At 63.2% G+C, this 26,627-nt stretch carries 26 protein-coding genes; 17 read left to right on the top strand and 9 right to left on the bottom strand.

The window, feature by feature from the left end; genetic code table 11:
- Window positions 1-12: 12 nt before the first annotated feature.
- Both ACODR6_RS20045 and ACODR6_RS20040 read right to left on the bottom strand, forming a co-directional pair.
- Window positions 13-1,935 (bottom strand): hypothetical protein, encoded by a 1,923-nt coding sequence (locus ACODR6_RS20045; RefSeq protein ID WP_449097866.1) that lies wholly within the window; start codon window positions 1,933-1,935, stop codon window positions 13-15.
- A 240-nt stretch (window positions 1,936-2,175) separates the two neighbouring features.
- Window positions 2,176-2,958 carry an alpha/beta fold hydrolase gene (locus ACODR6_RS20040; RefSeq protein ID WP_203431063.1) on the bottom strand — a complete coding sequence of 261 codons (783 nt, stop codon included), beginning with the start codon at window positions 2,956-2,958 and terminating at the stop codon, window positions 2,176-2,178.
- 156 nt (window positions 2,959-3,114) lie between these two features.
- Here ACODR6_RS20040 and ACODR6_RS20035 point away from each other — a divergent pair, with 156 nt between their 5' ends.
- Together ACODR6_RS20035 and ACODR6_RS20030 are read left to right on the top strand one after the other, a co-directional pair.
- A complete protein-coding gene (locus ACODR6_RS20035) occupies window positions 3,115-3,696 on the top strand; it encodes a sigma-70 family RNA polymerase sigma factor (protein ID WP_489023941.1) in 582 nt (193 codons plus the stop codon).
- Window positions 3,693-4,340 (top strand): NrsF family protein, encoded by a 648-nt coding sequence (locus tag ACODR6_RS20030; RefSeq protein WP_489023939.1) that lies wholly within the window; start codon window positions 3,693-3,695, stop codon window positions 4,338-4,340. Before ACODR6_RS20035 ends, ACODR6_RS20030 begins: the two co-directional genes overlap by 4 nt.
- A 2-nt stretch (window positions 4,341-4,342) precedes the next feature.
- Here ACODR6_RS20030 and pcaQ read toward each other — a convergent pair whose 3' ends face one another.
- Complete coding sequence (pcaQ, locus tag ACODR6_RS20025; protein ID WP_130283567.1) at window positions 4,343-5,269, bottom strand: pca operon transcription factor PcaQ; 927 nt, start codon at window positions 5,267-5,269, stop codon at window positions 4,343-4,345.
- Window positions 5,270-5,362: 93 nt separating this feature from the next.
- Here pcaQ and pcaD point away from each other — a divergent pair, with 93 nt between their 5' ends.
- From pcaD to ACODR6_RS19965, 12 genes are all read left to right on the top strand, one after another.
- A complete protein-coding gene (gene pcaD, locus ACODR6_RS20020; RefSeq protein WP_489023936.1) occupies window positions 5,363-6,172 on the top strand; it encodes a 3-oxoadipate enol-lactonase in 810 nt (269 codons plus the stop codon).
- On the top strand, window positions 6,169-6,573 hold the full coding sequence (gene pcaC, locus ACODR6_RS20015) for a 4-carboxymuconolactone decarboxylase (RefSeq protein WP_112712285.1): 405 nt from the start codon (window positions 6,169-6,171) through the stop codon (window positions 6,571-6,573). The genes pcaD and pcaC overlap by 4 nt, the downstream gene beginning before the upstream one ends.
- A 9-nt stretch (window positions 6,574-6,582) precedes the next feature.
- A complete protein-coding gene (gene pcaH, locus ACODR6_RS20010; RefSeq protein WP_413711603.1) occupies window positions 6,583-7,332 on the top strand; it encodes a protocatechuate 3,4-dioxygenase subunit beta in 750 nt (249 codons plus the stop codon).
- Window positions 7,332-7,946, top strand: coding sequence for a protocatechuate 3,4-dioxygenase subunit alpha (pcaG, locus tag ACODR6_RS20005; protein WP_489023934.1), 615 nt, complete (start codon window positions 7,332-7,334; stop codon window positions 7,944-7,946). The genes pcaH and pcaG overlap by 1 nt, the downstream gene beginning before the upstream one ends.
- A 186-nt stretch (window positions 7,947-8,132) precedes the next feature.
- Entirely contained in the window at window positions 8,133-9,302 is a 1,170-nt protein-coding gene (locus ACODR6_RS20000) for an acyltransferase family protein (RefSeq protein ID WP_489023932.1), read from the top strand.
- 95 nt (window positions 9,303-9,397) lie between these two features.
- Complete coding sequence (locus ACODR6_RS19995) at window positions 9,398-10,447, top strand: 3-carboxy-cis,cis-muconate cycloisomerase (protein ID WP_489023930.1); 1,050 nt, start codon at window positions 9,398-9,400, stop codon at window positions 10,445-10,447.
- Between the two features lie 127 nt (window positions 10,448-10,574).
- Complete coding sequence (locus tag ACODR6_RS19990) at window positions 10,575-11,747, top strand: ABC transporter substrate-binding protein (protein ID WP_130283556.1); 1,173 nt, start codon at window positions 10,575-10,577, stop codon at window positions 11,745-11,747.
- A gap of 197 nt (window positions 11,748-11,944) precedes the next feature.
- Window positions 11,945-12,808: a branched-chain amino acid ABC transporter permease gene (locus tag ACODR6_RS19985; RefSeq protein ID WP_112712651.1), complete on the top strand. Its 864-nt coding sequence runs from the start codon at window positions 11,945-11,947 to the stop codon at window positions 12,806-12,808.
- Window position 12,809: 1 nt separating this feature from the next.
- On the top strand, window positions 12,810-13,826 hold the full coding sequence (locus ACODR6_RS19980; protein WP_489023927.1) for a branched-chain amino acid ABC transporter permease: 1,017 nt from the start codon (window positions 12,810-12,812) through the stop codon (window positions 13,824-13,826).
- A complete protein-coding gene (locus ACODR6_RS19975; protein WP_489023925.1) occupies window positions 13,823-14,587 on the top strand; it encodes an ABC transporter ATP-binding protein in 765 nt (254 codons plus the stop codon). Before ACODR6_RS19980 ends, ACODR6_RS19975 begins: the two co-directional genes overlap by 4 nt.
- Complete coding sequence (locus ACODR6_RS19970) at window positions 14,568-15,284, top strand: ABC transporter ATP-binding protein (protein ID WP_489023923.1); 717 nt, start codon at window positions 14,568-14,570, stop codon at window positions 15,282-15,284. Before ACODR6_RS19975 ends, ACODR6_RS19970 begins: the two co-directional genes overlap by 20 nt.
- 46 nt (window positions 15,285-15,330) lie before the next feature.
- Window positions 15,331-16,098, top strand: a complete 768-nt coding sequence (locus ACODR6_RS19965; RefSeq protein WP_489023921.1) for an SDR family oxidoreductase — start codon at window positions 15,331-15,333, stop codon at window positions 16,096-16,098.
- Here ACODR6_RS19965 and ACODR6_RS19960 read toward each other — a convergent pair.
- The 3 genes from ACODR6_RS19960 to ACODR6_RS19950 are packed head-to-tail and all read right to left on the bottom strand — an operon-like array spanning window position 16,095 to window position 19,849.
- Window positions 16,095-17,774, bottom strand: coding sequence for an ABC transporter permease (locus ACODR6_RS19960; protein ID WP_489023919.1), 1,680 nt, complete (start codon window positions 17,772-17,774; stop codon window positions 16,095-16,097). The genes ACODR6_RS19965 and ACODR6_RS19960 overlap by 4 nt on opposite strands.
- A gap of 13 nt (window positions 17,775-17,787) precedes the next feature.
- Window positions 17,788-18,747: an ABC transporter substrate-binding protein gene (locus ACODR6_RS19955; protein WP_112712305.1), complete on the bottom strand. Its 960-nt coding sequence runs from the start codon at window positions 18,745-18,747 to the stop codon at window positions 17,788-17,790.
- Window positions 18,740-19,849 (bottom strand): ABC transporter ATP-binding protein, encoded by a 1,110-nt coding sequence (locus tag ACODR6_RS19950; RefSeq protein WP_489023916.1) that lies wholly within the window; start codon window positions 19,847-19,849, stop codon window positions 18,740-18,742. Before ACODR6_RS19950 ends, ACODR6_RS19955 begins: the two co-directional genes overlap by 8 nt.
- Window positions 19,850-20,241: 392 nt before the next feature.
- On the opposite strand from ACODR6_RS19950, the gene ACODR6_RS19945 reads away from it, so the two are divergent.
- A complete protein-coding gene (locus ACODR6_RS19945) occupies window positions 20,242-21,072 on the top strand; it encodes an MBL fold metallo-hydrolase (protein ID WP_112712309.1) in 831 nt (276 codons plus the stop codon).
- On the opposite strand, the gene ACODR6_RS19940 is transcribed toward ACODR6_RS19945, so the two are convergent.
- Both ACODR6_RS19940 and ACODR6_RS19935 read right to left on the bottom strand, forming a co-directional pair.
- Window positions 21,069-21,821: a polysaccharide deacetylase family protein gene (locus tag ACODR6_RS19940; protein WP_203431075.1), complete on the bottom strand. Its 753-nt coding sequence runs from the start codon at window positions 21,819-21,821 to the stop codon at window positions 21,069-21,071. The genes ACODR6_RS19945 and ACODR6_RS19940 overlap by 4 nt on opposite strands.
- Window positions 21,821-22,906 carry a glycosyltransferase family 4 protein gene (locus ACODR6_RS19935; RefSeq protein WP_489023913.1) on the bottom strand — a complete coding sequence of 362 codons (1,086 nt, stop codon included), beginning with the start codon at window positions 22,904-22,906 and terminating at the stop codon, window positions 21,821-21,823. The genes ACODR6_RS19940 and ACODR6_RS19935 overlap by 1 nt, the downstream gene beginning before the upstream one ends.
- A gap of 193 nt (window positions 22,907-23,099) precedes the next feature.
- On the opposite strand from ACODR6_RS19935, the gene ACODR6_RS19930 reads away from it, so the two are divergent.
- Entirely contained in the window at window positions 23,100-24,815 is a 1,716-nt protein-coding gene (locus ACODR6_RS19930; RefSeq protein WP_112712315.1) for an adenylate/guanylate cyclase domain-containing protein, read from the top strand.
- Window positions 24,815-25,693, top strand: coding sequence for an FkbM family methyltransferase (locus ACODR6_RS19925; protein ID WP_489023910.1), 879 nt, complete (start codon window positions 24,815-24,817; stop codon window positions 25,691-25,693). The genes ACODR6_RS19930 and ACODR6_RS19925 overlap by 1 nt, the downstream gene beginning before the upstream one ends.
- Here ACODR6_RS19925 and ACODR6_RS19920 read toward each other — a convergent pair.
- Window positions 25,690-26,595: an NAD(P)/FAD-dependent oxidoreductase gene (locus ACODR6_RS19920; RefSeq protein ID WP_489023908.1), complete on the bottom strand. Its 906-nt coding sequence runs from the start codon at window positions 26,593-26,595 to the stop codon at window positions 25,690-25,692. The genes ACODR6_RS19925 and ACODR6_RS19920 overlap by 4 nt on opposite strands.
- Between the last annotated feature and the right edge of the window lie 32 nt (window positions 26,596-26,627).

Here is a 26,627-nt window from a genome sequence, read left to right as displayed (position 1 = left end):
CCAGAGTTGATGTTAAAAGCCTGCCTTCTTCAGTCCTTCGCGATAAAGGTCTTTATGCCACTGTTCCTTGCTCGGAACGGCGGACAACCATTTATCGACATCGAAGTTCGGATTGGCCTCGCGGACACGGCGAACGAGGACACGCGCCTTGTCCTTGTTGCCGAGCATCGCCCAGCTGGCGGCCGCAAGCCTGTCTGCCAGGCTCGGATCGCTCATCTGGCTGATATAGTCCAGTGAAGCCGAGAATTCGCCCAGCGCATAGTTGGCGCCGGCCGCAGTCCAGAGATAGGGATCCGGGCTCAGCGGATTGAGCTCGATCGCCCGCTCGATCTTCTGCAGCGCCATGCCCGGACGAGAGCAATGAACCAGCGTATCGGCATGGTCGGCGATGACGTCGGCATAGTGCGGCGAGAGCGTCTCGGCAACTTCCATCGCCTCGGCGCTTTCGTCGAAAGCGCCCTGCAGCAGCTTGGCGACGCCGAATTCGCGGTAGCCGTCGGCCAGATCGTTGCGGGCCTCGATCGATTTCGTGGCGAATTCCTCGGCCGATTTCAGCAGTTCCATGTCGCCGCGAGCGGTCAGCAGCCATTCCTTCGAATAGGTGCGCGCCGTCGAGCTCAGCGCCGGAGCAAAATCCGGCGTCGCCTTCAGCGCAGCGCGCATCTCCTTGCGGGCACGGCGCAGGTTCGGCAGCGTCAGCCGACCGAGATATTGCTTGCCGACCAGATATTGGTGATAGGCGGCCGGATTGAGCTCCAGGTAGGAGCGCGTCGCCTCGTGTCGCTCGATCTCGCTCGAGACCGACAGCGCGACGCGGCGCGAGATCACCCGGCGGTCGCGCAGCAGATCAGCCTGGCTGAGGCTGAACCGCTCGGCCCAGACGATCTGGTTATCGTCGAAGAAGATCAGCTGGGCGAACAGCTTGACCTCGTCGAAACCGGTGATCTGCGTATCCAGCACGTAATTGACCGAGTGACGCTCGAAGAAGGCCGACTGGTCCTCGTTCTGATGGCCGATCTGCACGGCCGAATGCGGGGCGATCACCTGCAGGCTGTTAAAGGCGCAGAAGCCGATGGTGATGTCCTCGATCAGCGAGGCGGCGATCAGGATCGATTGCGGATTGCTGGAAAGATTGCGAGGCGGCAGCAGCACGAGACGCGGAATGGCCGGCCGGCCGATCTTGTTGAGCGGCAGCGCATCGATGCCGTCATTGGCCGCCACCGGGCGCGCTTCGACCTTGTGCTGGCCGTTCGTACCGTTCGGCGCCACGGCTTCGAGGCCGCGCGAGATCGAGCTTTTGCGCCGCTCGATATAATCCCGGATATAATCAACCTCCTCCTGCGCATCGAAGATTTCGAGCAGCAGGCGAAGAATGTCGGAATCCTTCGGTTCATCGCGAAAGACGAGGAGACCGGCCTTGCGCAGGATTTCCCAATCCTCGGTCGACTCGACCGGCAGCGAAACCGCTTTCAGCGCATCCTGGAGCAGGCCGGAATGGCGGTAGATCTGATCCTTCTGCCAGGTCTCGAACACGCCGCTCTGGCAATTCACCTGACCGAGAAAGGGATGGCTCATCGCCTTGGTCAGTTTCGCAAGCCGTGGCATCGCATCGCCGGGAAGCGGCAGATCGGTGAAGTCGGCGGTCAGCGAAGCCGGGTCGAGCGAGACGGCGGTATCGGTGAAGATCAGGAACTGGGCGCCGAGCTGGTCCTGGCGCGCCTTGATGCGCGAGATCGTCTTGCGCAGGTTGGAAAGCGAGACGGCCTTGTCCTCGTTGCCCCACAGGAAATCGGCGGCCATGGTGCGGTGTGCGGCGTTCTTATCGAGCGTCAGCAGGTAGGCGATCAGGAGCAGGCCTTTTTCCGGGAAAGCGATATCGTTGCCTTCCGCGTCGGCAAGCCGCAAGCGTCCGAACGTTTCGACGATAAAAGCCATTTTAACCTATGAGTTGCGCGCCGCCCCGAGTCGCATCTCTCATGCGAGACAATTATGCAACCAAAATACGAATAACGCTCAGCAAAGCAAGCGCTTGCCAAGCGGTCAGGAGATATGAGTTTGGCTTAATATGCGCGCGAATTCAACTGTTGTGCAGCGCACACATGACGATTACTCAGCCGCGAGTTGGTGAAATGGCCGGGCGCGACCCGCATGAGGCGCATGCCCGGCCTAAACGGGCTACTTCTTAACCGGGTAACCGGCGGCTGCGAGGATCAGGTTGGCAACCTCGCGCGGGTGCGAAACCAGCGACACATGGCTCGAATTCAGCTCCACCGTGGTGGCGTTCATGCGCTTGGCAAGGAAGCGCTCGAGGTCCGGATTGGTGGTGCGGTCATTCTTGGAAACGGCATACCAGCTCGGCTTGGTCTTCCAGGCAGCCTGCGTCGTCTTCGCGGTAAAGAGCGTATCGGAGATCGGGCCCTGTACGGCATAGAGCGCCAGCGCGTCCTTGTGGCTCAGGTCACCGGCGAAGTCATGCACGAAGGCATCTTCGCTGAGCTGGGCGAACCCGCCGTTATGAACCAGCCCCTTGCTTGCCGGGGGAGCCGGGAACTTGGCAGCAAGTGCCGGATAGTCCTCGCCGGCATCCGGCGCGCGGGCGGCCAGATAGACCAGTGCCGAAACCTTCGGGTCGACGCCGGTCTCGCTGACCACCATGCCGGCATAGGAATGGCCGACGAGCACGGTCGGGCCGTCTTGCAGGGCGAGAGCCCGCTTGGTCGCGGCGACGTCGTCGGCAAAAGAGGTGAGCGGGTTCTGGACCGAGGTGACATGCAGCCCGGCCTTCTGCAGCAGCGGGATGACCTTCGACCAGCTGGAGCCGTCGGCATAGGCTCCGTGGACGAGGACGACGTTGCGCGCTTTGACCGGCGCCTGATTGGCAGCAGAGGAGGCACCGGCAAAAGAGACTGCGGCGATGAATGTTGCCGCGGCAAAGGCGGCCTTCTGGAAGATGTTCATGATCTGACGTCCGTATCGTTTTCGTGATGAAGCACGTCGCTTCAAAACCCTATTCGACCGGCAGCCGCGCGGCGCAACATGATCACGCTTTTGTGACGGCCTCAATTTTTTCATCAGCCCGTGTAACGAAACGCTGGCAACAGCGAAAAGACGATCATGACCCCTCGCGAAGACACCTGGGCGGACGCCATGCGCGCCGCCCGCGGCGGCAATACCGGAGCCTACGAAGCGCTGCTCGAAGATATCGGGCGGACGCTGCGCGTGCTCGTCGGGCGCAAGCTGTCGCGGCTCGGCATGGGCACCGACCAGACCGAGGATATCGTCCAGGAAGCGTTGCTCGGCCTGCACATGATGCGCGACCGCTGGGACGACAGCCGGCCGTTCCTGCCCTGGCTGCACGCGATCGTCCGCTACAAGATCGGCGATGCGGTGCGCAAGCGCAGCCGCGAGGCCCGCCACCGCTGCGATGTGACGCTGGACGAGCTCTCCGATGTCATCGCCGCACCCGATCAGAGCGACCGCCATATGCCAGACATGGACAGGGCGCTTGCCAGCCTCTCCTCCGGGCAGCGCGACGTCGTCTCGTCCCTGGCGATCGAGGGGCAGTCCGTTCGCGAGACGGCGGAACGGTTGAAGACCAGCGAGGGTGCGGTCCGCGTCACCCTGCATCGCGCCCTGCAGCGCCTGACGGCCTTTGCCGATCCGGCGTCCGGCTATGCAAGAAAAGGCAAATCATGAAATCCGCCCAAGACACATCCGCGCTCATCCGCAGCCTGGCGCGCGAGGCGACCGAGAAGGAGCCGCCGCAGGGCCTGCGTTTCCCTCGACTGCTGCTGCTCGCGGCCGGCTTCTCGCTGATGCTGTCGATCGCGCTGGCGCTCGGCGTCTTCGGCATCCGCCCCAATCTGCCTGCCGTGCTCGCCGGCACGCCGTTCCTGTTCAAATTCGCAACGATGCTGCTGCTTGCCGCAGGCGGCCTGGCACTGGTTCGCCGCGCCGGTGAGCCGGGTACCAGCAGTTCTGCCTGGATGATGCTCATTCCCGGCTTCCTGGTGCTCGCGATGGGCCTTGCGCTCGACAGTTCCGGTTTCCCGCTTCTCGGCCGTCATGGCGGCGCGGTGCCGAACTGCGTCGGCGCGATCGTTCTCCTGTCATTGCCGGCGCTCGCGGCCGGCCTGGGCGTTCTGAAGCGCGGCGTGCCGGTGCAGCCGCTGCGGGCCGGGCTTGCGGCAGGCTTCCTTGCCGGGACGATCGGCGGGGCCGCCTATGCTTTCGTCTGCAAGAATGACGGCGCGCTGTTCGTCGCCATCTGGTACGGGCTGGCGATCCTCATCGTCGCGACGCTCGGTGCCCTGATCGGCCGCAAGGCGCTTGCCTGGTAGGATCAGGCCTTGGCCGATACCTCGTCGGCCGCCTCGCGGATCGTCTGCATCAGGATCGACAGCGGCAGCGACGGTATCGCGTCGGTCCGCATCGTCAGCCCGACTGGTCCCTTGGTCTCGCTGGTATCGATCGGCAGCACCGCCAAAACGCCATCCTCGACATCCTTGGCAACGACGCCGGTCGAGATGATCCAGACGGCATCGCTTGAGCGCACGAAGGCGCGGCCGAAACTGTCGGACACCGTCTCGATCTGGTTCGGCAGGCTGGGCACGCCATTGGCGATCAGGAAGCTCTCGACGAAGGGGCGGATGATCGAGGCGCGCGTCGGCATCAGGATCGTGTAATCGCCGAGCGCATTGAAATGCGACTGCCTCGTCTTCAGCAAGGGATGACCGGCGCGCACGGCAAACACCACCTGCTCCGAGTAGAGATGCTCGAAGGAGAACCCGGCCATCTTTTCAGCGCCGGCGAGACGCCCGACCACGAGGTCGAGATCCCCGACCCTCAACTGCTCCAGCAGCACGGCGTTTTCGCCGGTAACGATCTTCAGCCGGCTCCAGGTATTCTCCTTGAGAAACAGCTCCATCGCCCGTGGCATGATCCGCGTCGACACCGTCGGCAGCGCGCCGACACGGATCGGCGGCGCGTCGCCGACGCGCTCCTGCGTCACCGAATCCAGCCCTTGGCGCAGCGCTGTCAGCGCCGCTCCGGCGTGCTTCAGAAAGACCTCGCCATAGCGGGTGATCTTGATGCCACGGCCGTCGCGCTCGAACACCTCGACGCCCAGAACCTCCTCCAGTTCGCGGATCGTCTTGGTCACGGCGGGCTGGCTGACATGCAGCAGTTCGGCCGCCTTCATCACGCTTTTCTGGCGCGCGACCTCGACAAAGGTCTGCAGATGGCGGAACTTTATGCGGCTGTCGATCATCGATCACATAACTCCGGAGTTATCGGAAAGCCACGAAATATCATTTTACCTAACCAGATTAAACATTCAATTTCCTGTCCGGAGGAGTTTCCAGTGCAGTTTGCCCGCGTCAACGACATCGCCATTCACTATCAGGTTATCGGCGGCCCGGCCGACAAGCCGGTGCTTGTCTTCGCCAATTCGCTCGGCACCGATTTCCGCATCTGGCGCGATGTCATCGTCCGGCTGGCGGGCGATTTCGCCATCCTGCTCTACGACAAGCGCGGCCACGGCCTCTCCGATGTCGGCCAGACGCCCTATTCGATAGAGGATCATGCCTCCGACCTGATCGGTCTCCTGGAAACGCTGGAGATCAAGAAGGCGATCATTTGCGGCCTCTCGGTCGGCGGCTTGATCGCCCAGTCGCTCTATCAGCAGCGCCCCGATCTCGTCAGCGCGCTGATCCTCTGCGACACCGCCCACAAGATCGGCACGGCCGAGAGCTGGAACAGCCGCATTTCGGCCATCGAGAAGGATGGCATCGGCAGCATGTGTGACGCCATCATGGAGCGCTGGTTCACACCGGCTTTCCGCCGTCCTGAAAACACCGCCTATAACGGCTATTGCAACATGCTGGTGCGCCAGCCGGTCGCCGGTTACGTCGCGACCTGCGAGGCGGTCCGTGACGCCGATTTCACCGAAGTGGCAAAGACCATCGCCGTACCGGCGATCTGCATCGTCGGCGATCAGGACGGCTCGACACCACCCGATCTCGTCAAGTCGCTGGCGCAGCTGATCCCCGACGCCCGCTACGAGATCATCCGCGATGCCGGGCATATCCCCTGCGTCGAGCAGCCAGAGGCGCTGACGGCGGTGATCCGCGCATTCATCGATTTCGCATTGCATGGAGAAAAGAGCCCATGAGTGACAGTTCGCGCCCGTCCGAGCGCCACAAGCAGGGCATGGCGACGCGCCGCGCCGTTCTCGGCGACAGCCATGTCGATCGCGCCGAGGCCGGATCGACGGATTTCGACAAGCCGTTCCAGGACCTGATCACCGAAGCCGCCTGGGGGCATGTCTGGTCACGGCCGGGGTTGACGAAGCGCGAGCGCTCGATCGTCACGATCGCGCTGCTGGCCGCTCTCGGGCAGGACGATGAAGTCGCCATGCATGTGCGCGCCACCGTCAATACCGGCGCCAGCCGCGACGATGTCTGCGAGGCGCTGCTGCATGTGGCGATCTATGCCGGCGTGCCTGCCGCCAATCATGCGATCAAGATCGCCAAGCAGGTCTTCGAACAGATGGACGCCGGGAAGGCGGCATAAGAGGAAGCCATGTCCGACATACCGAACCGCAAGCCCGAAACCGGCGCCTTTTTCGCCCGCGACCACGCCTGGCATCCGCCGGCATTCGCGCCGGGATACAAGACCTCGATCCTGCGCTCGCCGCAGCGCGCGCTGCTGTCGCTCGACGGCACGATTTCCGAGATCACCGGCCCGGTCTTCGGCCACGGCATGATCGGCGAACTCGATAACGACCTGATCCATAACTACGCGAAATCGGGCGAGAGCGCGATCGGCGAACGCATCATCGTCCACGGGCAGGTGCTCGACGAGCGCGGACGCCCACAGGCCGGCGTTCTCGTCGAATTCTGGCAGGCCAATGCCGGTGGGCGCTACCGCCACAAGAAGGAAAGCTATCTGGCGGCGATCGATCCGAATTTCGGCGGCTGCGGCCGCGCCATCACCGACGAGGAAGGCCGCTATTACTTCCGCACCGTCCGGCCCGGCGCCTATCCCTGGCCGAACGGCGTCAACGACTGGCGCCCGGCCCATATCCACTTCTCGGTCTTCGGCCAGGGCTTTTCCCAGCGGCTGATCACCCAGATGTATTTCGAAGGCGATCCGATGATCTGGAAGTGTCCGATCGTCGGCACCATCCCCGACAAGGCAGCGATCGAGCAGCTGATCGCGCCGATGGACTGGGGCAATACCATCCCCATGGATAGCCGCGCCTACAAGTTCGACATCGTGCTGCGCGGACGCCGCTCGACGATGTTCGAAAACAAGCTGGAGGGGAACTGATGGCCCAGGATCTGCGCTATCTCAAGGAAACCCCGTCGCAGACGGCAGGACCTTACGTCCATATCGGCCTGACGCCGAATTTCTGCGACATCTCGGGTGTTTACGAAGGCGATCTCGGCACCGCGATGGTCAATGACAAGACGACAGGCGAGCGGATCATCGTGACTGGCCGCATCTTCGACGGTGCCGGGGCTCTGGTGCGCGACGCCGTCATCGAAATCTGGCAGGCCGATGGCGCCGGGCTCTATAACAGCCCTTCGGAAATGCGCGGCACCGCCGATCCGAATTTCACCGGCTGGGGCCGCTGCCCGACGCGCGCCGAAGACGGCGTCTACAGCTTCGAGACCATCAAGCCCGGCAAGGTGCCGTTCAAGGACGGGCGCAGACAAGCGCCGCACATCACCTTCTGGATCGTAGCGCGCGGCATCAATCTCGGCCTGCACACGCGCATGTATTTCCCCGAAGAATCAGAGGCCAACAATGCCGATCCGCTGCTGCTGCGCATCGAGCATCGCGACCGCGTGGCGACACTTATTGCCGCACGCGACGGCTCAACCTATACGTTCGATATCCGACTGCAGGGAGAAAACGAAACAGTCTTCCTGGATATTTGACAGGCATTACTGCTGGCGGATTTTGGACCGATACCGGAAATCCGCCGGCAAACGTTTTTCGTTAAGCACGCGCAGCTCTAAACACAACCTCTAATATATTTCGTATGCTGCACCTGCGTAAAGCGGGTTGGCATTCATGTTGCGCCGCGATATGAAAAGGACGGGCTGAACGTTGATGGTGGAAACATGCAGAAGACTTTCGGACACGTCCTGGCGGCGCATAAGGGCCTCGGTCCAGGCTTCGACTTTTTGAGAATCGCTCTCGCCTTTACGATCGTTTTTTCACACAGCTTCCTTCTGACCGGAAACGACGAATTCTTCCGCTCCAGCCCGCTCTGGTTTGCGGAATATGCGCTCGTTCCGATGTTCTTTGCGCTGAGCGGCTTCCTGATCGCGGGCAGTGCCCAGCGGCTCAGTCTCAAGAACTTCCTGCTCAATCGTGGTCTGCGCATCGTGCCGGCCCTTGCTGTCGATATCGTCGTCTGCGCGCTGATCATCGGTCCGCTGGTGACGCCGGTGGCCCTGAGCTACTATTTCGGCAGCGCCGATTTCTTCAAATATTTCCTGAACATCGTCGGCTGGATCCACTACAGCCTGCCGGGTGTCTTCGAGAACAACCCGACGCACCGGGTCAACGGCGCGCTGTGGACGGTTCCCTGGGAAATCTTCTGCTACATCATCATGTCCGGCCTGATGATCACCTCGATCGTCAAATCCTGGCAGAAGACCGCGGCGCTGACGGTCGCCTTCATCGCCATGGGCGTTGTCGTTCAGTTCTACGGGCATCACCTGCCCTACCGCGTCAATCTCGTACTCAGCACCTTCTTCGTCAGCCGCGGCGCCCAGCTGGTCTTCGCCTTTCTGCTCGGCATCCTGGCCTATCAGCTGCGTGAGGTGATCCCGCACAGCCGCGTCCTTCTCGCCATCAGTGCGGTGATCGCCATCGCCGCGATATTCGTCCTGAGCAGCCCGTCGATCGAGACCGTTCCCAACCGGATCATCTTCATCCCGGCGCTCGTCTACATCACCGTCTTCATCGGCCTGACGCCGGTGCCGCTGCCTTCGATGTTTCACAAGGGCGACTATTCCTACGGCGTCTATCTCTACCACGACCCCTTCCTGCAGATCCTGATCGGCCTGGCGCCCGGCATCTTCCTGGCGCCGAAGGTTGGCGCGCTGGCGCTCTATGCGATCGGCATCTGCGCGGCGATGACGGTTGCGGTGATCTCCTGGCACATGATCGAGAAACCCATTCTCGGCATGCGCAAGAAATTCTCCTTCGTCGCCAAGGCGCGCGGCGTGGACGAGAACGCCGATACGACAATCTTGCCGGTCGAGAAGCCAGCCAAGGCATAGGCATCGCGCCTTCCTGCTATTGACGTCTCGACAGGCACAAGGCTTTCTGCCGCTTCAAGGCGGCAGGAAGCCGGCAAGCCAAGAAGAGACGAACAGTGAGCGCAATTGCCTTCGACCACCCCTTCCTCTCCGGCCTCCTCGGCGATGAGGAGACCGCAGCCTATTTCAGCGCCGAAGCGGATATCCGCGCCATGCTGCAATTCGAGGCTGCGCTCGCGCGGGCGCAGGCGGCGCATGACATCATTCCGCTCAGCGCGGCCGAAACCATCTCGGCCGCCTGTGCAAGTTTCGCGCCCGATATCGGCAGCCTGCGCACGGCCACGGCGCGCGACGGTGTCGTCATCCCGGAACTCGTGCGCCAGCTGCGCGCAGCCGCGGGAGAGGCTGGCACGCAGGTTCATATCGGCGCTACCAGCCAAGACGTGATCGACACCAGCCTGATGCTTCGCCTGAAGCCGGTCGCCTTCGTTTTCGCGGCCCATCTGACCGCAATCGAGGTCCGTCTCGCCGAACTGCACCAGACCTTCGGCAGCCGGCCGCTGATGGGCCGCACGCGGATGCAGGCGGCAATCCCGATCACCGTCGCCGACCGGCTGCGCGCCTGGCGCAACCCCTTCGATGGCTATCGCGAGAAGCTGACCGAGCTGCGCTTTCCGCTGCAGTTCGGGGGTGCGGCCGGGACACTCGAGAAATTCGGCGACAAGGCGGCTGCGGTGCGCAGTTCGCTGGCGCAGGAGCTCGGCCTTGCTGACCTGCCGCAGTGGCAGAGCCAGCGGGGCATCATTGCCGAATTTGCCAATCTTCTCGCATTGATCTCCGGCAGTCTCGGCAAATTCGGCCAGGACATCGCGCTGATGGCGCAGGCGGGCGACGAGATCGCGCTCAGCGGCGGCGGCGGCTCGTCCGCCATGGCGCACAAGCAGAACCCGGTCGCGGCCGAAACGCTGGTGGCGCTAGCACGCTTCAACGCCACGCAGATTTCGGCGATCCACCAGTCGATGATCCACGAGCAGGAACGCTCTGGTGCCGCCTGGACGCTCGAATGGCTGGTACTGCCACAGATGGCGATCGCCACGGGGGCCGCACTACGCCTTGCGCGCGAGCTGGCGAACAACATAAATCGGCTTGGCGCCGTCAACTCATAACCATTTCAACATGCATTCTGGCATTTATTTCATTTTACATTACCGTTTCGCATGACACACTAGCGTGAAAAGTTCTAGCTGCGAGCTAATACGGCGCTGGAGTACGCCGACAAAGGGAGAGAGAAGAATGAAGAAGCTGCTTTTGGCCGCCGCTGCGGCCATCGTCATGGGCACGAGCGCCTATGCCGACACGATCAAGGTCGGTGTCGTCGGACCGTTTTCCGGTCCGTTCGCCCTGCAGGGGAAGAATTTCAAGGCGGGTATCGACGCCTATATGGCGACCAACGGCGCCAAGGTCGGCGACCACACGGTCGAGGTCATCTACCGCGACCTCCCGGCTGCCGATCCGGCTCAGTCCAAGGCGCTCGCCCAGGAGCTCGTCGTCAAGGAAAAGGTCCAGTATCTGGCCGGCTTCTACTTCACACCTGATGCGATGGCCGTCACCCCGATCCTGAAGCAGGCCAACACGCCACTGGTGATCATGAACGCCGCCACCTCGGCGATCGTCACCAAGAGCCCGCTCGTGGTGCGCACCTCCTTCACCACATGGCAAACCTCGACGCCGATGGCGCAGGTCGCTTTCGACAAGGGCGTCAAGAAGGTCATCTCCGTCGTCAGCGATTACGGCCCGGGTGTCGATGCCGAGAACGCCTTCAAGGCAGGCTTCGAGAAGGCAGGCGGCGAAGTTGTGGAAGCGATCCGCATGCCGCTCGCCACCAACGATTTCAGCCCGATCATGCAGCGCATCAAGGATTCCGGTGCAACCGGCGTCTTCGCCTTTCTGCCGTCGGGCCCGACGACGCTCGGCTTCGTCAAGGCCTATAACGAAAACGGCCTGAAGGGCGCCAACATCCAGCTCTTCGCCCCCGGCGACCTGACGCAGGAATCCGACCTTCCGGCGCTCGGCGATGCCGCGCTCGGCATGCTGACCACCTTCCACTACGCCGTCTCGCACGACTCGCCGGAGAACAAGGCCTTCGTGGCAGCCGCCGACAAGGCGATCGGCAACCCGGCGGAACTGACCTTCCCGGCTGTCGGCGCCTATGACGGCATGCATGTCATCTACAAGATGATCGAGGCGACCGGCGGCAAGCAGGACGCGGCCAAGGCTGTCGAAGCCGTCAAGGGCCTCGCCTGGACGAGCCCGCGCGGCCCTGTCTCCATCGACCCGGAAAGCCGCCACATCACGCAGAACATCTACCTGCGCGAAGTCGCCAAGGATGCCGACGGCAAGTTCATCAACAAGGAAATCCAGACCTTCGAAAAGCAGGGCGATCCGGGCCTTGCTGCTGTGAAGTAAGGATTTCCCACGTAGACGTTGTGCCGTGAGCCCCCTCACCCTACCCTCTCCCCGCTGGGGAGAGGGGAAGTGACCGTGGTGCGGCACTCCCTTCTCCCCAGCGGGGAGAAGGTGGCCCGTAGGGCCGGATGAGGGGCCACGCGGCACAACGCCTGCAAATCGCCGCCCTCGTGTAGAACAAGGACCACACCAAGCCCATGCAAACTGTCTTCAGCATAGCCGTCGATGCGCTCGCCTATGGCATGGTGCTGTTCGTCATCTCGATCGGCCTTTCGGTGACCATGGGCCTGATGCGGGTCGTCAACCTCGCTCACGGCGCCTTCGCCATGATCGGCGGCTATATCGCCTCCTACGCAGTGCGCGATCTCGGCCTGGGCTACGGCATCGGCGTCATCGCCGCCGTCGTCGGCACGATCATCATCGCCATACCCATGGAGCGCTTCCTCTACCGCCGCATCTACGGCGCGCCCGAGCTGACGCAGGTGCTGATGACCATCGGCATCACCTTCTGCATCATCGGCATCGCCAACTATGTGATGGGTCCGACGTTGAAGACCATTCCGCTGGCCGAGGGATTGCAGGGCTCCGCCAATCTCGGCTTCCGCACCATCCCCGTTCATCGCCTCTTCGCCATCGCCTGCGGCCTCGCGGTCGCCGTCGCGCTCTGGTTCACGATCGAGCGGACGAGCTTCGGCGTGAAGCTGCGCGCCTCTGTCGACAATGCCGCGATGGCCGCGGCGCTCGGCGTGCGCACCGAGATCATCTACGCGCTCAGCTTCGCGGTTGCCGTCGGCCTTGCCGCCTTCGGTGGCGTTGTCGGCGCCGAGCTGCTGCCGGTCGAGCCCTATTATGCGCTGCGATATATGGTGACGTTCCTGGTCGTCGTCTCAGTCGGCGGTGCTGGCTCCATTCCCGGTGCGCTGATTGCCTGTCTGGTGCTCGGCGGCATCGATACAACCGGCCGCTACCTGATGCCCGAGTTCGGCGAGTTCTTCTTCTACCTCGCGGTTATCGCCATCATCTGCATCTTCCCGCGCGGCTTTGCCGGAAGGGCGAAATAGGATGACGCTCGCCATGAACACCGACACGACAACGACAGCTGCCGCCTCCGCGCGCCGCCACCGCTCCGCCGGACGCGACCTCGCAGGCATCGGCGCGATCATCATCCTCGCGGCGATCGGCTACGTGCTCTTCCCCGATAATCTGGCGCTGCTGACCCGCATCATCGCCATCGCACTCCTGGTGCTCTCGCTCGATCTGGTCACCGGCTATGGCGGCATCGCCACACTCGGCCATGCGGCGCTGTTCGGCTCCGGCGCTTATGCGGCCGGCATCGTCTCGGCGCATTACGGCATCACCGATCCACTGCTGATGACGCTTGCCGGCATCATCGGCGGCGCGGTGGCCGGGCTCATCTGCGGCGCGATCATCCTGCGCGCCCACGGACTGCCGCAGCTGGTGCTGTCGATCGCGCTGATCAACCTGTTCCACGAATTCGCCAACAAGGCGTCGTCCTGGACCGGCGGCAGCGACGGCCTTTCCGGCATCTCGGCCGATCCGATCTTCGGCTATTTCGAATTCGACCTCTACGGCCACACCGCTTATTTCTTCGGCGTCATCCTGCTGCTCGCCGTCTTCGTGCTGCTGCGCCTGCTGGTGCGCTCGCCCTTCGGCATGCTCTGCCGCGGCATCAAGGAAGATCCACTGCGCATCAAGGCCCTGGGCGCATCCCCCAAGGCGGCGTTGATGAAGCTCTACGTGATCTCGGGTGCGGTCGCTGGTATCGGCGGTGCACTGACGGCGATCTCGACCCAGGTCGTCGGCCTCGACAGCCTCTCCTTCACGCTCTCGGCCGAGAGCCTCGTGATGCTGGTTCTCGGCGGCACCGGCTCGCTGTTCGGCGCGCTCTCGGGCACCGTCATCTTCATGCTCTTCGAAGACTATGTCTCGGCCGCCAATCCGTTCCACTGGCTGACGATGGTCGGCGCGCTCTTGATCGCCGTTGTGCTCTTCGCACCGAAGGGTCTCTATGGCACGGCCGCGGCCTTCTTCGCGCGCCGCAAGGAGGCAGGCGAATGAGCGCCGTATTCGAAGTCGTCAATCTCAAGAAGTCCTTCGGCGGCCTCGCCGTCACCAACAATGTGTCGATCTCGATGGCACCGGGAGACCGCGTCGCGCTGATCGGGCCAAACGGTGCGGGCAAGACCACCTTCGTCAATCTCGTCACTGGCAATCTGGCCCCCGATTCCGGCGAAGTCCGCCTCGGCGGCGAGACGGTGACGAAGGTCGATGCCGCGGGCCGCGTGAAGCGCGGGCTGGTGCGCTCCTTCCAGGTCACACGCCTCTTCCAGGACATGACGCCGGCGGAGCACGTCGCGCTCGCCGTCCTGCAGCGCAACGGCCGCTCGGGGCGCATGTTCGGCAATTTCCTGTCGATGCCCGATGTCATGGCCGAGGCCACCAGTCTGCTCGATACGCTCGGCCTCAGTGCTCTCATGCATCGCAAGGTGAGCGAGATCGCCTACGGCCAGCAGCGCCTCCTCGAGATCGCCGTCGCCATGGCGCTGAAGCCGAAGGTGCTGCTGCTCGACGAACCTGCCGCCGGCGTGCCGCAGAGCGATACCGGCCGCATCGAGCAGGCGCTTGCCGATCTGCCTGCCGATCTCGCTGTGCTAATGATCGAGCACGACATGGACCTCGTCTTCCGCTTCGCCAAACGGGTCATCGTGCTCGCCGCCGGCGCCATCATCTTCGACGGCTCGCCCGCCGACGTCACCAAGGATGCCCGCGTGCGCGAGGCCTATCTCGGGAGCTATGCCAATGCCAGCCACGCCGCTTGAGGTGGAAAACCTGTCGGCCGGTTACGGGCCGACGCGCGTTCTCGAAGGCGTCTCCTTCTCCGTTCCGGCCGGAGCCCGCCTCGCCGTGCTCGGCCGCAACGGCATGGGCAAGACGACGCTGCTCGCGACGCTCGCCGGACAGACGAAGCGCTATGATGGCCAGATCCGGCTCGGCTCCGCGGACGTCACGGCGATGCCGAGTGCCGCCCGCGCCCATCAGGGCCTCGGCTACGTACCGCAGGCCCGCTGCATCTTCCCGACGCTGACGGTCGAGGAAAACCTCTTCGTCGGCCTGAAGGGCCGCCCGAAGACGGCGATCGAGGAAGCCTACCGAATGTTCCCGCGCCTGAAGGAGCGCCGCCGCAACCTCGGCAACCAGCTTTCCGGCGGCGAACAGCAGATGCTTTCGACCGTCCGCAGCATCCTCGGCCGCCCCTCCGTGCTCCTGCTCGACGAACCGCTGGAGGGCCTGGCCCCTGTCATCTGCGAAGAACTGATGGCGGCCTTCGCCGAACTCGCCAAGACCGGCGACATGACGATCCTGCTCGTCGAACAGCGCATCCAGAGCGCCCTCGATTTCGCCGACCAGGTGATCATCCTCGAACGCGGCCGCCTCGCCTGGAGCGGCACACCGGAAGCGCTCTCGGCCGATCACGACGCCGTCGAACGGCTGCTCGGTGTCGGCGGCTTGCATTGAGCTCCCTTCTCCTCTTTGATCGCGCCATCAAAGAGGAGTGCTTCGCTTGTCCTTCCCGCTATTCGACCTTACCGGAAAACGCGCGCTGATCACCGGTTCCAGCCAGGGGATCGGCTATGCGCTGGCGCTTGGCCTTGCCGAGCATGGCGCCTCCGTCGTCATCAATGGGCGCAATGCCGCCAAGGCTTCGGAAGCGGCGGAGACGATCCGGGGCAAGGGACATCATGCGCTGAGCGCGGCTTTTGACGTAACCGACGCCCAGGCGGCGCGTAGCGGCGTTGGCTATATCGAAGAGGAGATCGGCCCGATCGATATCCTCGTCAACAATGCCGGCATGCAGTTCCGCACGCCGCTCGAGGACTTCCCGGTCGAGAAGTGGGACGAGCTGTTCAAGACCAATGTCTCCAGCATCTTCTATGTCAGCCAGCCGGTCGCCAGGGCGATGATCGGCCGCGGGCGCGGCAAGATCATCAATATCGCCTCGGTCCAGGCCGAGCTCGCCCGCCCGAGCATCGCGCCCTATACGGCGACCAAGGGCGCGGTGAAGAACCTGACGCGCGGCATGGCGACGGATTGGGCCAAGCACGGGCTGCAGGTGAACGCGATCGCGCCCGGCTATTTCAAGACACCGCTGAACCAGGCGCTGGTCGATGACCCCAAGTTTTCGGCCTGGCTGGAAGGCCGCACGCCGGCAGGCCGCTGGGGCAATGTCGAGGAGCTGGTCGGCGCGGCCGTGTTCCTGGCCTCCGAGGCATCGTCCTTCGTGAACGGCCATATGCTGATGGTCGATGGCGGGATTACCACCAGCCTTTAATCGGCGACGATATTTCCCCGCCGCATCAGCCGCATAAGGATCAGTGGCAAAAGCGTCGTGATGCAGATGGCGATGAAGGCCATGGCCATGCCGAGACCGATTGAGCCCTGCTCGAACTGGCGCCAGATAAAGGTGGCGATCGTCTGCATGCCGACAGGGGCGACGACGACGGAGGCCACGAGCTCGCGCGAGGCCAGCGCAAAGACCAGCAGCATCGAGGAAGCGAGGCTCGGGAATACGAGCGGCAGGAGGATACGGCGGAAGGCCGTGACGCCGCTGGCGCCGCAGACGCGCGCGGCCGCTTCCAGATTGTCGCCGATCTGCTGAAAGGCGGCCGCCGTATAGCGCACCGGCTGCGGCAGCAGGATGCAGCAATAGGCGAGCAGCAGGATGAAAGCGGTATTGTAAGGCGTGAACGGCAGGCCCGGCATGTTCCAAGCGAGGATGAGGCCGACGGCGACGACGATGCCGGGAAGCGCATTCGGCAGGATGGTCATGATATCGATTGCCATCCGCCCGTGCATCTTCGTCTTCACGACCGTATAGGCGGCGGTAACGCCGACGAGGCCGGTGATGACCGCGGTGCCGATGCCGAGCGAGAAGCTGTTGATCAGCGCCGTTACAGCGCCTGCGCTATTGCTGAAGACTGCGATGAAATTGTCGAGGCTGACATTATCGAGCGCCAGACCGCCGGAGATCGTCCGCGCCAGCGCCGTCGCCAGGATCGCCAGGAGCGGCACGCCCGTCGCCAGGAAAGCGACGACGGCAAACCCGATCATGACGGGGACTTTCATCGCGCCGAGCGGGCGCTTGTCCTTCGCCATCGGCTTGCCGCTGACGGTCTGGCAGGAGCGGCGCGCCAGAATCCAACGCTGCAGCAGGAAGGTGGCGAGCGACATGCCGACCAGCACCAGCGACAGGATCGCCGCACCCGGAAGATCGATCGGCCAGTCGGTGACGCGCAGGTCGATGCCGGTCACCAGCACCTGGAAGCCGGCGCGGCGGCCGAGCGCTGCCGGCGTGCCATATTCCTCGATCGCGGCGGCGAAAACCAGCATGAGGCTTGCGGTCAGGCCCGGCGCCGAAAGCGGCAGCGTGATGCGCCAGAAGGCACGTGCCGGGCTGGCGCCAAAGACACGGCCGACATCGGCATAGCGGGCGCCGACGGCCTCGACGGTGCGCGACACCGCGAAATAGACGACCGGAAATGTGTTGAAGGCCATGACGACGGTCATGCCGAACAGCGAGAAGAGGTAGGGCGCCAGGTTGAAGCCGGCGAGCTGCTCGAGATAGCCCCGCGGCTGCAGCGTCATGATCCAGCCGAGCGTGGCGATATAGGGCGGGATCATGAAGGGCACGAGCAGCACCACATCCCAGAAGGTTGCGAAGGGAATGCGGTAGAGCGCGCGGAAGACGCCGAGCGGCACGGCGACGAGCGCGGAGGCGAGAACGACGCAGGCGCCGAGCAGGATGGTATTGCCGCCCATGCGGATCAGCGAGCTATCGGCAAGCGTCGCATAAAACGAGGAGAAAGGGCTCGCAAACGAGCCCTGTCCGAGTTCGGGGAAGATGCCCTGCAGCACCACGGCGACGAAGGGAACGGCAACGACGAGGATGAGACCCGCTGTTGCCAGCCAGGCAGCCGGAGCCGTGCCGCCGATGCCGTTCGCTTTCATCTGCCTGCCCTGCTTACTTGGCGCCGTAGAGATCGGCGAAGGTCTTCAGCGTTTCCTTACGCTTGCCGTAAACGGCAGCCGAATCGTACTTCAGCAGCTTCAGGTCGCTGATCAGCGGACGGCTGGCGGCAACGTCGGTGCGCGATGGCATCAGCATTTCACCGGCAACGAGAGCCTGGCCTTCATCGGACAGCATGTAGTCGATGAACTTCTTGGCGTCATCCTGGTTCTTGGACCAGTTCATGATCATGGCCGGGCGCGGCGCGATGACGGTGCCGGATGCCGGGAACACGACTTCGATGTTCTCGCCCTTCTTCTGGGCGGCGAGAGCGATGTAGTCGACAGCGCCGAAGACGACGGCCTTCGCACCCTGCAGAACCGGGTTCAGGGCGTCGGCATTGGCACCGGCGATGATCGCGCCGTTGGCCTTCAGATCCTTGAAGAGCTTCCAGCTGTCCTGGCCGGCGAGAGCCGCCGTCAGCTCGAAGGAGGAGCCGGACTGGGCCGGATCCGGAATGTTGACGAGGTCCTTGTATTCCGGCTTCGTCAGGTCAGCCCATTCGGAAGGCTTCGGCGTGCCGCTCTTGGAGTTCCAGACGATGCCGAGAGCCGAGATGCCCTGCGCAACCGCGCCTTCGGACTTCAGGAAGTCGGGAACCTTGGCAGCGTTCGGGCTGGAATAGTTGACGAGCCAGCCGCGCTTGGCGAAATCGTTTGCCGTATCCCAGGAAGCCGAGATGACGACGTCGACAACCGGATTGGCGGCTTCGGCTTCGATACGGGCCATGACCTTGCCGGTCGTTGCCTGGAAAACATTGACCTTGACGCCGGTCTGCTTGGTGAAGCCAGCCGACAGCTTGTCGATCAGGCTCTGCGGGCCAGCGGTGTAAACGGTAACGTCAGCGTGGGCGACGCCGGCCATCAGGGCGGCGGCAACAACGCCAAAAGTGATGCTCTTCAAAGACTTAAACATTTTCCAGTCTCTCCTGTTTTGAATTATCGGCAGTCTCTTGAAACCAGCGGATCTGTGCTGCATCGACGGCAAGGCCGATGCGCTCGCCGGGGCGCAGCTTCAGGCGGCTCAGCACCTGCAGCTCGACGGAAGGCAGACCGGCAAGCGCAACCGTCGCCAGATGACCGTCGCCGCGGAACTGCGAGCGCAGCACTTCGGCGCTCAGCCGCTCCGGCGTATCCTCGCCCGCCGAAATACTGGCGGTCGGGATCAGGATGCGGGCAGACCGCGCCGCGCCGTCTTCCGCCGGCATCAGCGCCACGTCGCTGCCTTTGAAGAACCAGATCGCGCCGCGGCGCTCGATCCCAGCGAGACAGCCAAGCCGCAAAAAGTCGGCAACCTCGGGCGTCGCCGGGCGCTCGATCAGCATGTCGGGCGATGCAAGCTGCTCGATCAGGCCGCCGCGCATCACCGCAACGTGATCGGCAAGCGTCAGCGCTTCGCTGTGATCGTGGGTCACGTAGATCGCCGTCAGGCCCAATGTCGCAATCAGATCAGCGAGCTCGCCGACCATGTTTTCGCGCAGCTCGCGATCGAGGTTCGAAAGCGGCTCGTCGAAGAGGATTAGCTGCGGTTCGGCAACGATGGCGCGGGCGATTGCGACGCGTTGCTGCTGGCCGCCGGAGAGATCACTCGGGCGCCGGTCGGCGTAGGCCGCAAGCCCGACCTTGTCGAGCGCCCGCATCGTCCGTTCCTGGCGCTCGGCCTTGCCGACGCCGCGCATTTCAAGCGGGAAGGAAACGTTGCCGCCGACCGTCAGATGCGGCCAGAGCGCATAGTCCTGGAAGACCATGCCGAGGCCGCGGCGCTCCGGCGGAACGAATACATTCTGAGCGGCAACCGTCTGCCCAGCAATGGCGACAGAGCCCTTGGTCGGCACCAGCAGACCCGCAACAAGCCGCAGCAGCGTGGTCTTGCCGCAGCCGGAAGGGCCGAGAAGCGCCAGAGTCTGCCCGCGCTCGAGAATGAAGTCGATGCCCTTGAGGATACGGGTATCCCCATAGCTCAATTCGAGCCCGGCCGCGGAAACGGCGGAAATCGGTGAATTTTCGGGGGCACTCATGGGATGGACCGATGTCGCTGCAAAAAGTAAGGCGACATTTAGGCAGGCCACATGACAGCTTTGCGACAGTTGGATTTCAGTTTTGTGACATTGCCTTTACATCCCGGCTGACAACCGAGTTTGCAATTTGCGACATTAGAACCCATCTAATGTCGAGAGAAACGGATGCATTCTCGGCCGTTTGATGGCCCAGCCGCTTCCGTTTACGGAAAACAAACCATATGCAGTTGCAATCCAAGGCGAAAACCGCTTGCTTAGGAAAATCTACTTGTTCTGCCTGTAGCGGTAGGCGGATTGGTAAGGAAACGGCTTGTCCGTAGAACTGCGCACTTCGCAACCCGATCAGATTGTGGTTACGATTGCAGCCTCGGCACGGTCCGCTTGACGAAAGAATGAGCAAAGAACTGTTTCAGGTAAAGTTTTGGGGCGTACGGGGCAGCATCCCGGTTTCGGGACCCGAATTCGATCACTACGGGGGCAACACCTCCTGTATCGAAGTCCGCTGCGGCGCCCACCGTATGATTTTCGACGCGGGCTCCGGCCTGCGCGAAGCCGGTCTCGCGATGCTCAATGAGAGCGTCAGCGATGTCGATCTGTTTTTCAGCCACTGCCATTACGACCACATCATCGGCCTGCCCTTCTTCAAGGCCATCTATTATCCGTCGATCCATCTGAATATCTGGTCGGGTCATCTGGACGGAAAGATGAGCACCAAGGAGATGGTCAACCAGTTCATCAGCCCGCCGTGGTTCCCCGTGAAGACGGATATCTGCCAGGCGACGATGAATTTCCGCGACTTTCATGCCGGCGAAATCCTGAAGCCGCGCGAAGGCGTCAGGATCAAGACCTACATGCTGAACCATCCGGGCGGCGCGATCGGCTACCGCATCGAATATGGCGGCCGGTCACTGGCACTGGTCTTCGACGTCGAACACATCCCCGGCTCCTACGATCCCGTATCGCTGGAGATGATGAAGGGCGCCGATCTGGCGGTCTATGACTGCACCTATAACGAAGACGAGATGCAGCGCTTCAAGGGCTTCGGCCATTCCACCTGGCAGCACGGCACCGAGCTGGCGAAGATGGCGGGCACCAAGCGTTTCGCGCTCTTCCACCATGCGCCCTCGCGCACCGACACGCAGCTCGCCCAGATGGAGCTCGACGCGCAGGCCGTATTCCCCGGCTCCTTTGCCGCCCGCGACAATCAGGTCGTCGAAATCTAAGCTTTCATAAGCGCTGCCGCCGGCTTCCAGGCGACGGCCTTATTGCCTGCAGTTGCCTTGAACAGGCGCTCGCAGAAGCCCCAGGCCTGAACATCATGGTCAAGGTGATGGGTCAGCAGGCCAATCGGCTCGTCGCTTCCGTCGAAGCGGCTCTGCAGCTCCGCCACCAATTCCGCGATCAGCTCCTCATCCGGCCGGCCTCCACGGGTGCCGTGCCAGTCGATGATGTCGACATGGGTATTGAGAATACCGATCGGCTCTTCGTCGGCGGCAGGGCCATAGGTCGAGAGATTTTCGAAGCCGAGCGCCGAGAGTTTGGGGATCAGCAGCGGGTCGATGCGGTTCCATGGCGGCACCAGCATCGGCACGAAGGACGCCTCGTGCAGCTGCTTCAGGTGCAGGAAGCCGTGGTAGAGCTCGCCGAGCACGGCCTCGGCCAGCCGGTGATGCCCAAGTTCCTGCTTCTTTTCGCTCTCGCTGGCATGATTGTGATGCGCCCAGCCATGGACGGCGACGGCGGCGTTACGCTCGCCCGCGAGACGGCGCGCGAGCGGCTGACCGGCCTTCGCCGGAACGACGGCGAGCGTCACCGGTACCTCGTAGCGATTGGCGAGATCGAGCAGCGTATCGAGGGCGACCGTCGGCTCGAAGGCGTCGTCATCGCGCCACCAGAAAACCGCGGTGCGTCCGGCCTCCTGCCAGCGCGCCAACTCGTTGTGAAGAGGTTCCCAGGCTTCGTTGCCGCTCATCACTTCACTCCTGCATGTTGTTTCAATATGCCGTCGAGCGCCTTGGCCGCTGTCGCGATCGAGCGCTCTTCCAGCACGAAGCGGCGCGCCGCCTCTCCCATCGTCCGCCGTCTCTCCGGCTGCTCCAGGAGATCGCGGATGGCCTGACCATAAGCGGCGATATCGCCCTCTGCTGTCAATACGCCGCTGCGGCCGTTTTCGATCACTGCCGGAACACCGGCCGTATTTTCCGCGACGACGGGGAGGCCTGCAGCCTGCGCCTCGAGATAGGCAAGACCATAGGCCTCGCCGCATCCCGGCCAGACATAGATGCCGGATTGGCCGAGCAACGCCGCCACCTCTTCGGCACTGCGCTCACCTTGCCATTCGATCCGCCCGGGCTCGAACCTGGCAAACAGGGCTTCGACAGCCGCCCTCTCGGGTCCGTGGCCGACGATCGACAGCGTCCAGTCCGCGGACTCGATCTCGCCCAGTGCGGCGGCAAGCCGCTCATAGCTCTGCATCTTGTCGCCGGGACGCATCATCGCGACCGCGATCAGGCGCTTCGGATTCTCTCCAGCAGGCGGAGCCACAAAGAGCTTGGGATCGATAAAGGGCGCAAGCGAAGCCGTGCGTGCTTTGGGGATTGCGCTCACAACACCCAGCCGGTCGCGCTCCGTCATTGCGATATTGACCGCGGCCGTCCGGATGCTCTCGGCGACGAGCGCCTGATATGGCTGCCAGGGGCCATGATCGCGCTTTGGCGAATAGGAGGTTTCGGCCGTGACATAGGCGAAGCCGAACTCCGCGGCGAGTGCCGGGCCGAACGGATCGGGCGACTTGTAATAGGGGTGATAGCAGAACCAGAGATCGGGCCTGCTGCCCGCCGCGAATTTCTGCCTCAGCCGCAAGAGTTCGGCCTGACGTCCCTCTTCGAGCGCTGCAGCCGCCTCCGGCGTAGCGGCGAAATTTCTGAACGACGAGACGAGCTCGACCTCGTGACCGGCAAGCTCGAGCGCCTGCATCAGGAGCCGCGCCATCAGCCGATCCCCCGATGGTACAGGATGATCCGGGGATTTCAGCGGAGCGTAGAATGCAATGCGCATCAGTGGACGCCTCCGGAGACGCACCGTTTCCAATTCCCGGTCCGGCCGGCGGCGAAATTCTGCGCTATGGTCTGCTTCCTTAAGAGTTACCGGTGAACATATAGAATGTGATCGCAGTTGAAGAAGGCGGCATTCCGCTTCTCTTCGAACATCTCTATTTCATAAGAGATTCGATCTTCAAGAACGGGAATGAATGGCGGTCGCAGACACAGGCTTTTTTACGGAACGGAACATCCGGCGCGCGCGCCTCGGCGCCGGTCTCGTGATGTTTGTTTTCGTGACGCTGCACCTCTCCAATCACGCGGTCGGGCTGATTTCGGTCAACGCTGCTGACGATGCCCGCCGCCTGTTCATGATTCCCTGGCGCAATCCCGTCGGCACCGTGGTCCTCTATACCGCGATCTTCATCCACATGGCTCTGGCGCTGCGCTCGCTCTATATCCGGCGCAGCCTTGTAATGCCGAAGGGTGAGCTGGCGCAGATCGCGCTTGGTCTCGCCATCCCGCTGATCATCATGGATCACGTGATCGGCACGCGCGTCGTCCACGAGCTTTATAATTACGTCGACAATTACGAGACGATCGTCCGGCTGCTGTGGATCACCTCTCCGGGCAATGGCGTCCGTCAGGCTCTCGCGGTGGTGATCGTCTGGACGCATGGCTGTATCGGCCTGCATTACTGGCTGCGCTACCGCCCCTGGTATCAGGCCTTCTCGCCGCTGCTGCTGGCGCTGGCGATCCTGTTGCCGGTGCTGGCATTGCTCGGCTTCGTCGAGATGGGCCGGACGATCGCCGAGCCCGACTATGAAGGCCTCGTCGATACCGGCCGCTACCAGGAAAATCTGAACAGCCGTTACTATTCGGATCCGGACGCGCAGCGCCAGATCGCCATGATCCGCGCCGGTCTCTACGGCGGATTTTCGCTGGCTCTCCTGACTGTCGTGCTTGCCCGCAGCCGCCGCCGGTGGAAGGAAGCCACCGACCAGATCGCGGTCCACTATCCCGCCGGCGAAACGATCAAGGTGCCGCGCGGCTTCACCGTGCTGGAAGCAAGCCGCCTTGGCGGCGTGCCGCATTATTCGGTCTGCGGCGGCAAGGGGCAATGTTCCACCTGCCGCGTGCAGATCCTCAGCGATTACGAAAGCCTGCCGCCGCCCGACAAGATGGAACAGACGACGCTGAAGCGGATCAATGCCGCACCCGACGTGCGCCTTGCCTGCCAACTGCGCCCCAACCACGATCTCACCGTCGTACCGCTCCTGATCCCGGCGACGGAAGCCGCCCTGCCCGCCAATACGCAGGAGACGAGCCCTGGGCGAGAGCGCGACATCGCCGTACTCTTCTGCGATATGCGCAACTTCACGACGCTGACCGAACCGCGCCTGCCCTTTGACATCGTCTTCCTGCTCAACCGCTATTTCGCGCTGGTCGGCAAGGCCGTCGAACAGGCGGGTGGACGCGTCGACAAGTTCATCGGTGACGGCGCAATGGCGCTGTTCGGCATCAACACCTCGCCGGAAGAAGGGTGCCGCCAGGCTTTGCGCGCGGCCGCGACGATCGCCGAAGAGATCGAGAAGCTCGGCGAGGAACTGGCGCACGAGCTTTCGATACCGCTGCATATCGCCATCGGCATCCACACCGGCCCCGCCGTCGTCGGTACGATGGGCTACGGGCGCGTGCGCAGCCTGACGGCCGTCGGCGACACCGTGAATGTCGCGAGCCGCCTCGAACACGCGGCCAAGGAATTCGACGCGGCGATCGTCATTTCGGAGCCGGTTGCGGAACTTGCCGGTGCCGATATGGAAGGTATCGAGAGCCATGAGATCAGCGTTCGCGGCCGGGCGCTGCCGCTCAAGGTCTACGTGATCTCCAAGGACAAGGCGGCGCAGCCGCTTCAAGGAAAAGCTTGATGGCCGCAAATCCGCTGCTGACGAAGAAATACTGGATGAAGCGGATCCGGAAGCTGCGCAATGCGGCCGCGACGCGCTTTTTCGATACCCGCTTCGGACGGCGACTGCTGATCGAGAACATCGGGCCGCGCGTTCTGATGATGACCGTCGATGCCGGCGACCACCGGATGACCTTCTCGCCATCGGACTATATCGGCCGCAAGGTGTTCCGGAAGGGCCATTTCGAGCGTGAGAATGTCGACCGGCTGCTTGCCGTACTGCGCGAACGCGGCCTGCTGCGCAAGGACAGCGTGCTCCTGGAGCTCGGCGGCAATATCGGCACGCAGACCGTCTATTTCGCGCTGAGCGGCGCCTATTCGCGCATCGTCAGCGTCGAACCCGATCCGCGCAACTTCCCGCTGCTGAAGACCAACATCGAGCAGAACGGGCTGGAGACGACGGTCACTCCGGTCAATTGCGCCGCAGGCGAGGCATCCGGTGAGATCGATTTCTTCATGAATGCCGCCAATCACGGCAAGAGCAGCGCCATCCGGCAAAGCCCGACGGACATCAGGATTAGCGTACCCGTCAGGCCCGTTGCCGCCATTCTCGGCGATCTCGGGCTCGACCAGAGGGCCGTCGGTCTCGTCTGGATGGACATCGAGGGCTATGAGCCCGTCGCGTGCCGGTCGATGACAGAGCTGATGGGCCGCCGCGTGCCTCTCTACATGGAGTTCACGCCGCTCTTCTACGGCCCGGAGCAGACCCGCGACTTCATCATGACGCTCTCCTCCCATTACGAGGATTGCCTCGTCTTTTTCGAGGAAGGCGAGCAACAGATGAAGGTGCGCGATCTGCCCGGCTCTATCGATCAGTACGACGTGCTCTTCCTGCCCTAGTGCAGGACCGGCAGCGCCAGCGACTGGTGGCAATGCACCCCAGCAAGAACACCCGAGGCCGAGGCGAGCGTCGCGTTATGCATCGGGTTCGTGGCGTCACCCGCGGCATAGACGCCCTTCACCGTCGTCTCCTTGCGGTCATCGAGGCGGATGACCGGGCCGAGCGGGGCGTCGTCGAAAGCGCAGCCCAGTTGCTCGGCGAGCGGGCTTGCCATCGAGACCTTCGGCGCGACGAAGATTGCCGAAAGCGGCAGCACGCGCCCATCCCGAAGACGCACGGCCTCTAGCTCCGGCGCTGTCCCAAGAAATTCGGCGATCGGCGTATTTTCGATGGTGACGGTGCGGGCGGCGAGTTGCGCTCGCTGGTCGGCATCAGGCTGGAAGAGCCCTTGCGAGAAATAGGTGGCCGGTCCCCAATCGGGCAGAAGCAGCGCCGCATGCACCGAGAAGGGATGGCTGCCGAGAATGCCGAGCGCGCGGTCGCGCACCTCGTAGCCGTGGCAATAGGGGCAATGCAGCGCGGTGCGGCCCCATCGTTCGGAAAGGCCGGGGATATCGGGCAGCGTATCCTTCACGCCGGTCGCAAGGATCAGGCGGCTCGCGGTGAATTCGCGCCCATCTTTCAGCGCAACCGAGAATGTGTCGCCGGTCTTTGATGCCGAGATCGCTTCGCCATCGGCAAAGGCAACCGTCGGATAGGCGGCGAGCTGGCGCTTTCCCTCCGCCATGATCGCGGCCGGCGCTACGCCGTCCTGCCCCAGGAAACCGTGGGAAGCTTCGGAGAACCGGTTTCGCGGCTTCTGCGCGTCGATCAGCAGAATCTTGCGGCGGGCGCGGGCGAGCTGCATGGCAGCCGAGAGACCGGCAAAATTGCCGCCGATGACGATCGCTTCATAGTGCATGACCTTACTCCATATCGATGCTCATGCACCTA

The sequence above is a fragment of the Rhizobium sp. FG96 genome (genome assembly GCF_057808655.1).
The sequence above is the reverse complement of the archived record's forward strand: the minus strand, read 5'-3'. Positions and strand labels throughout refer to the sequence as shown.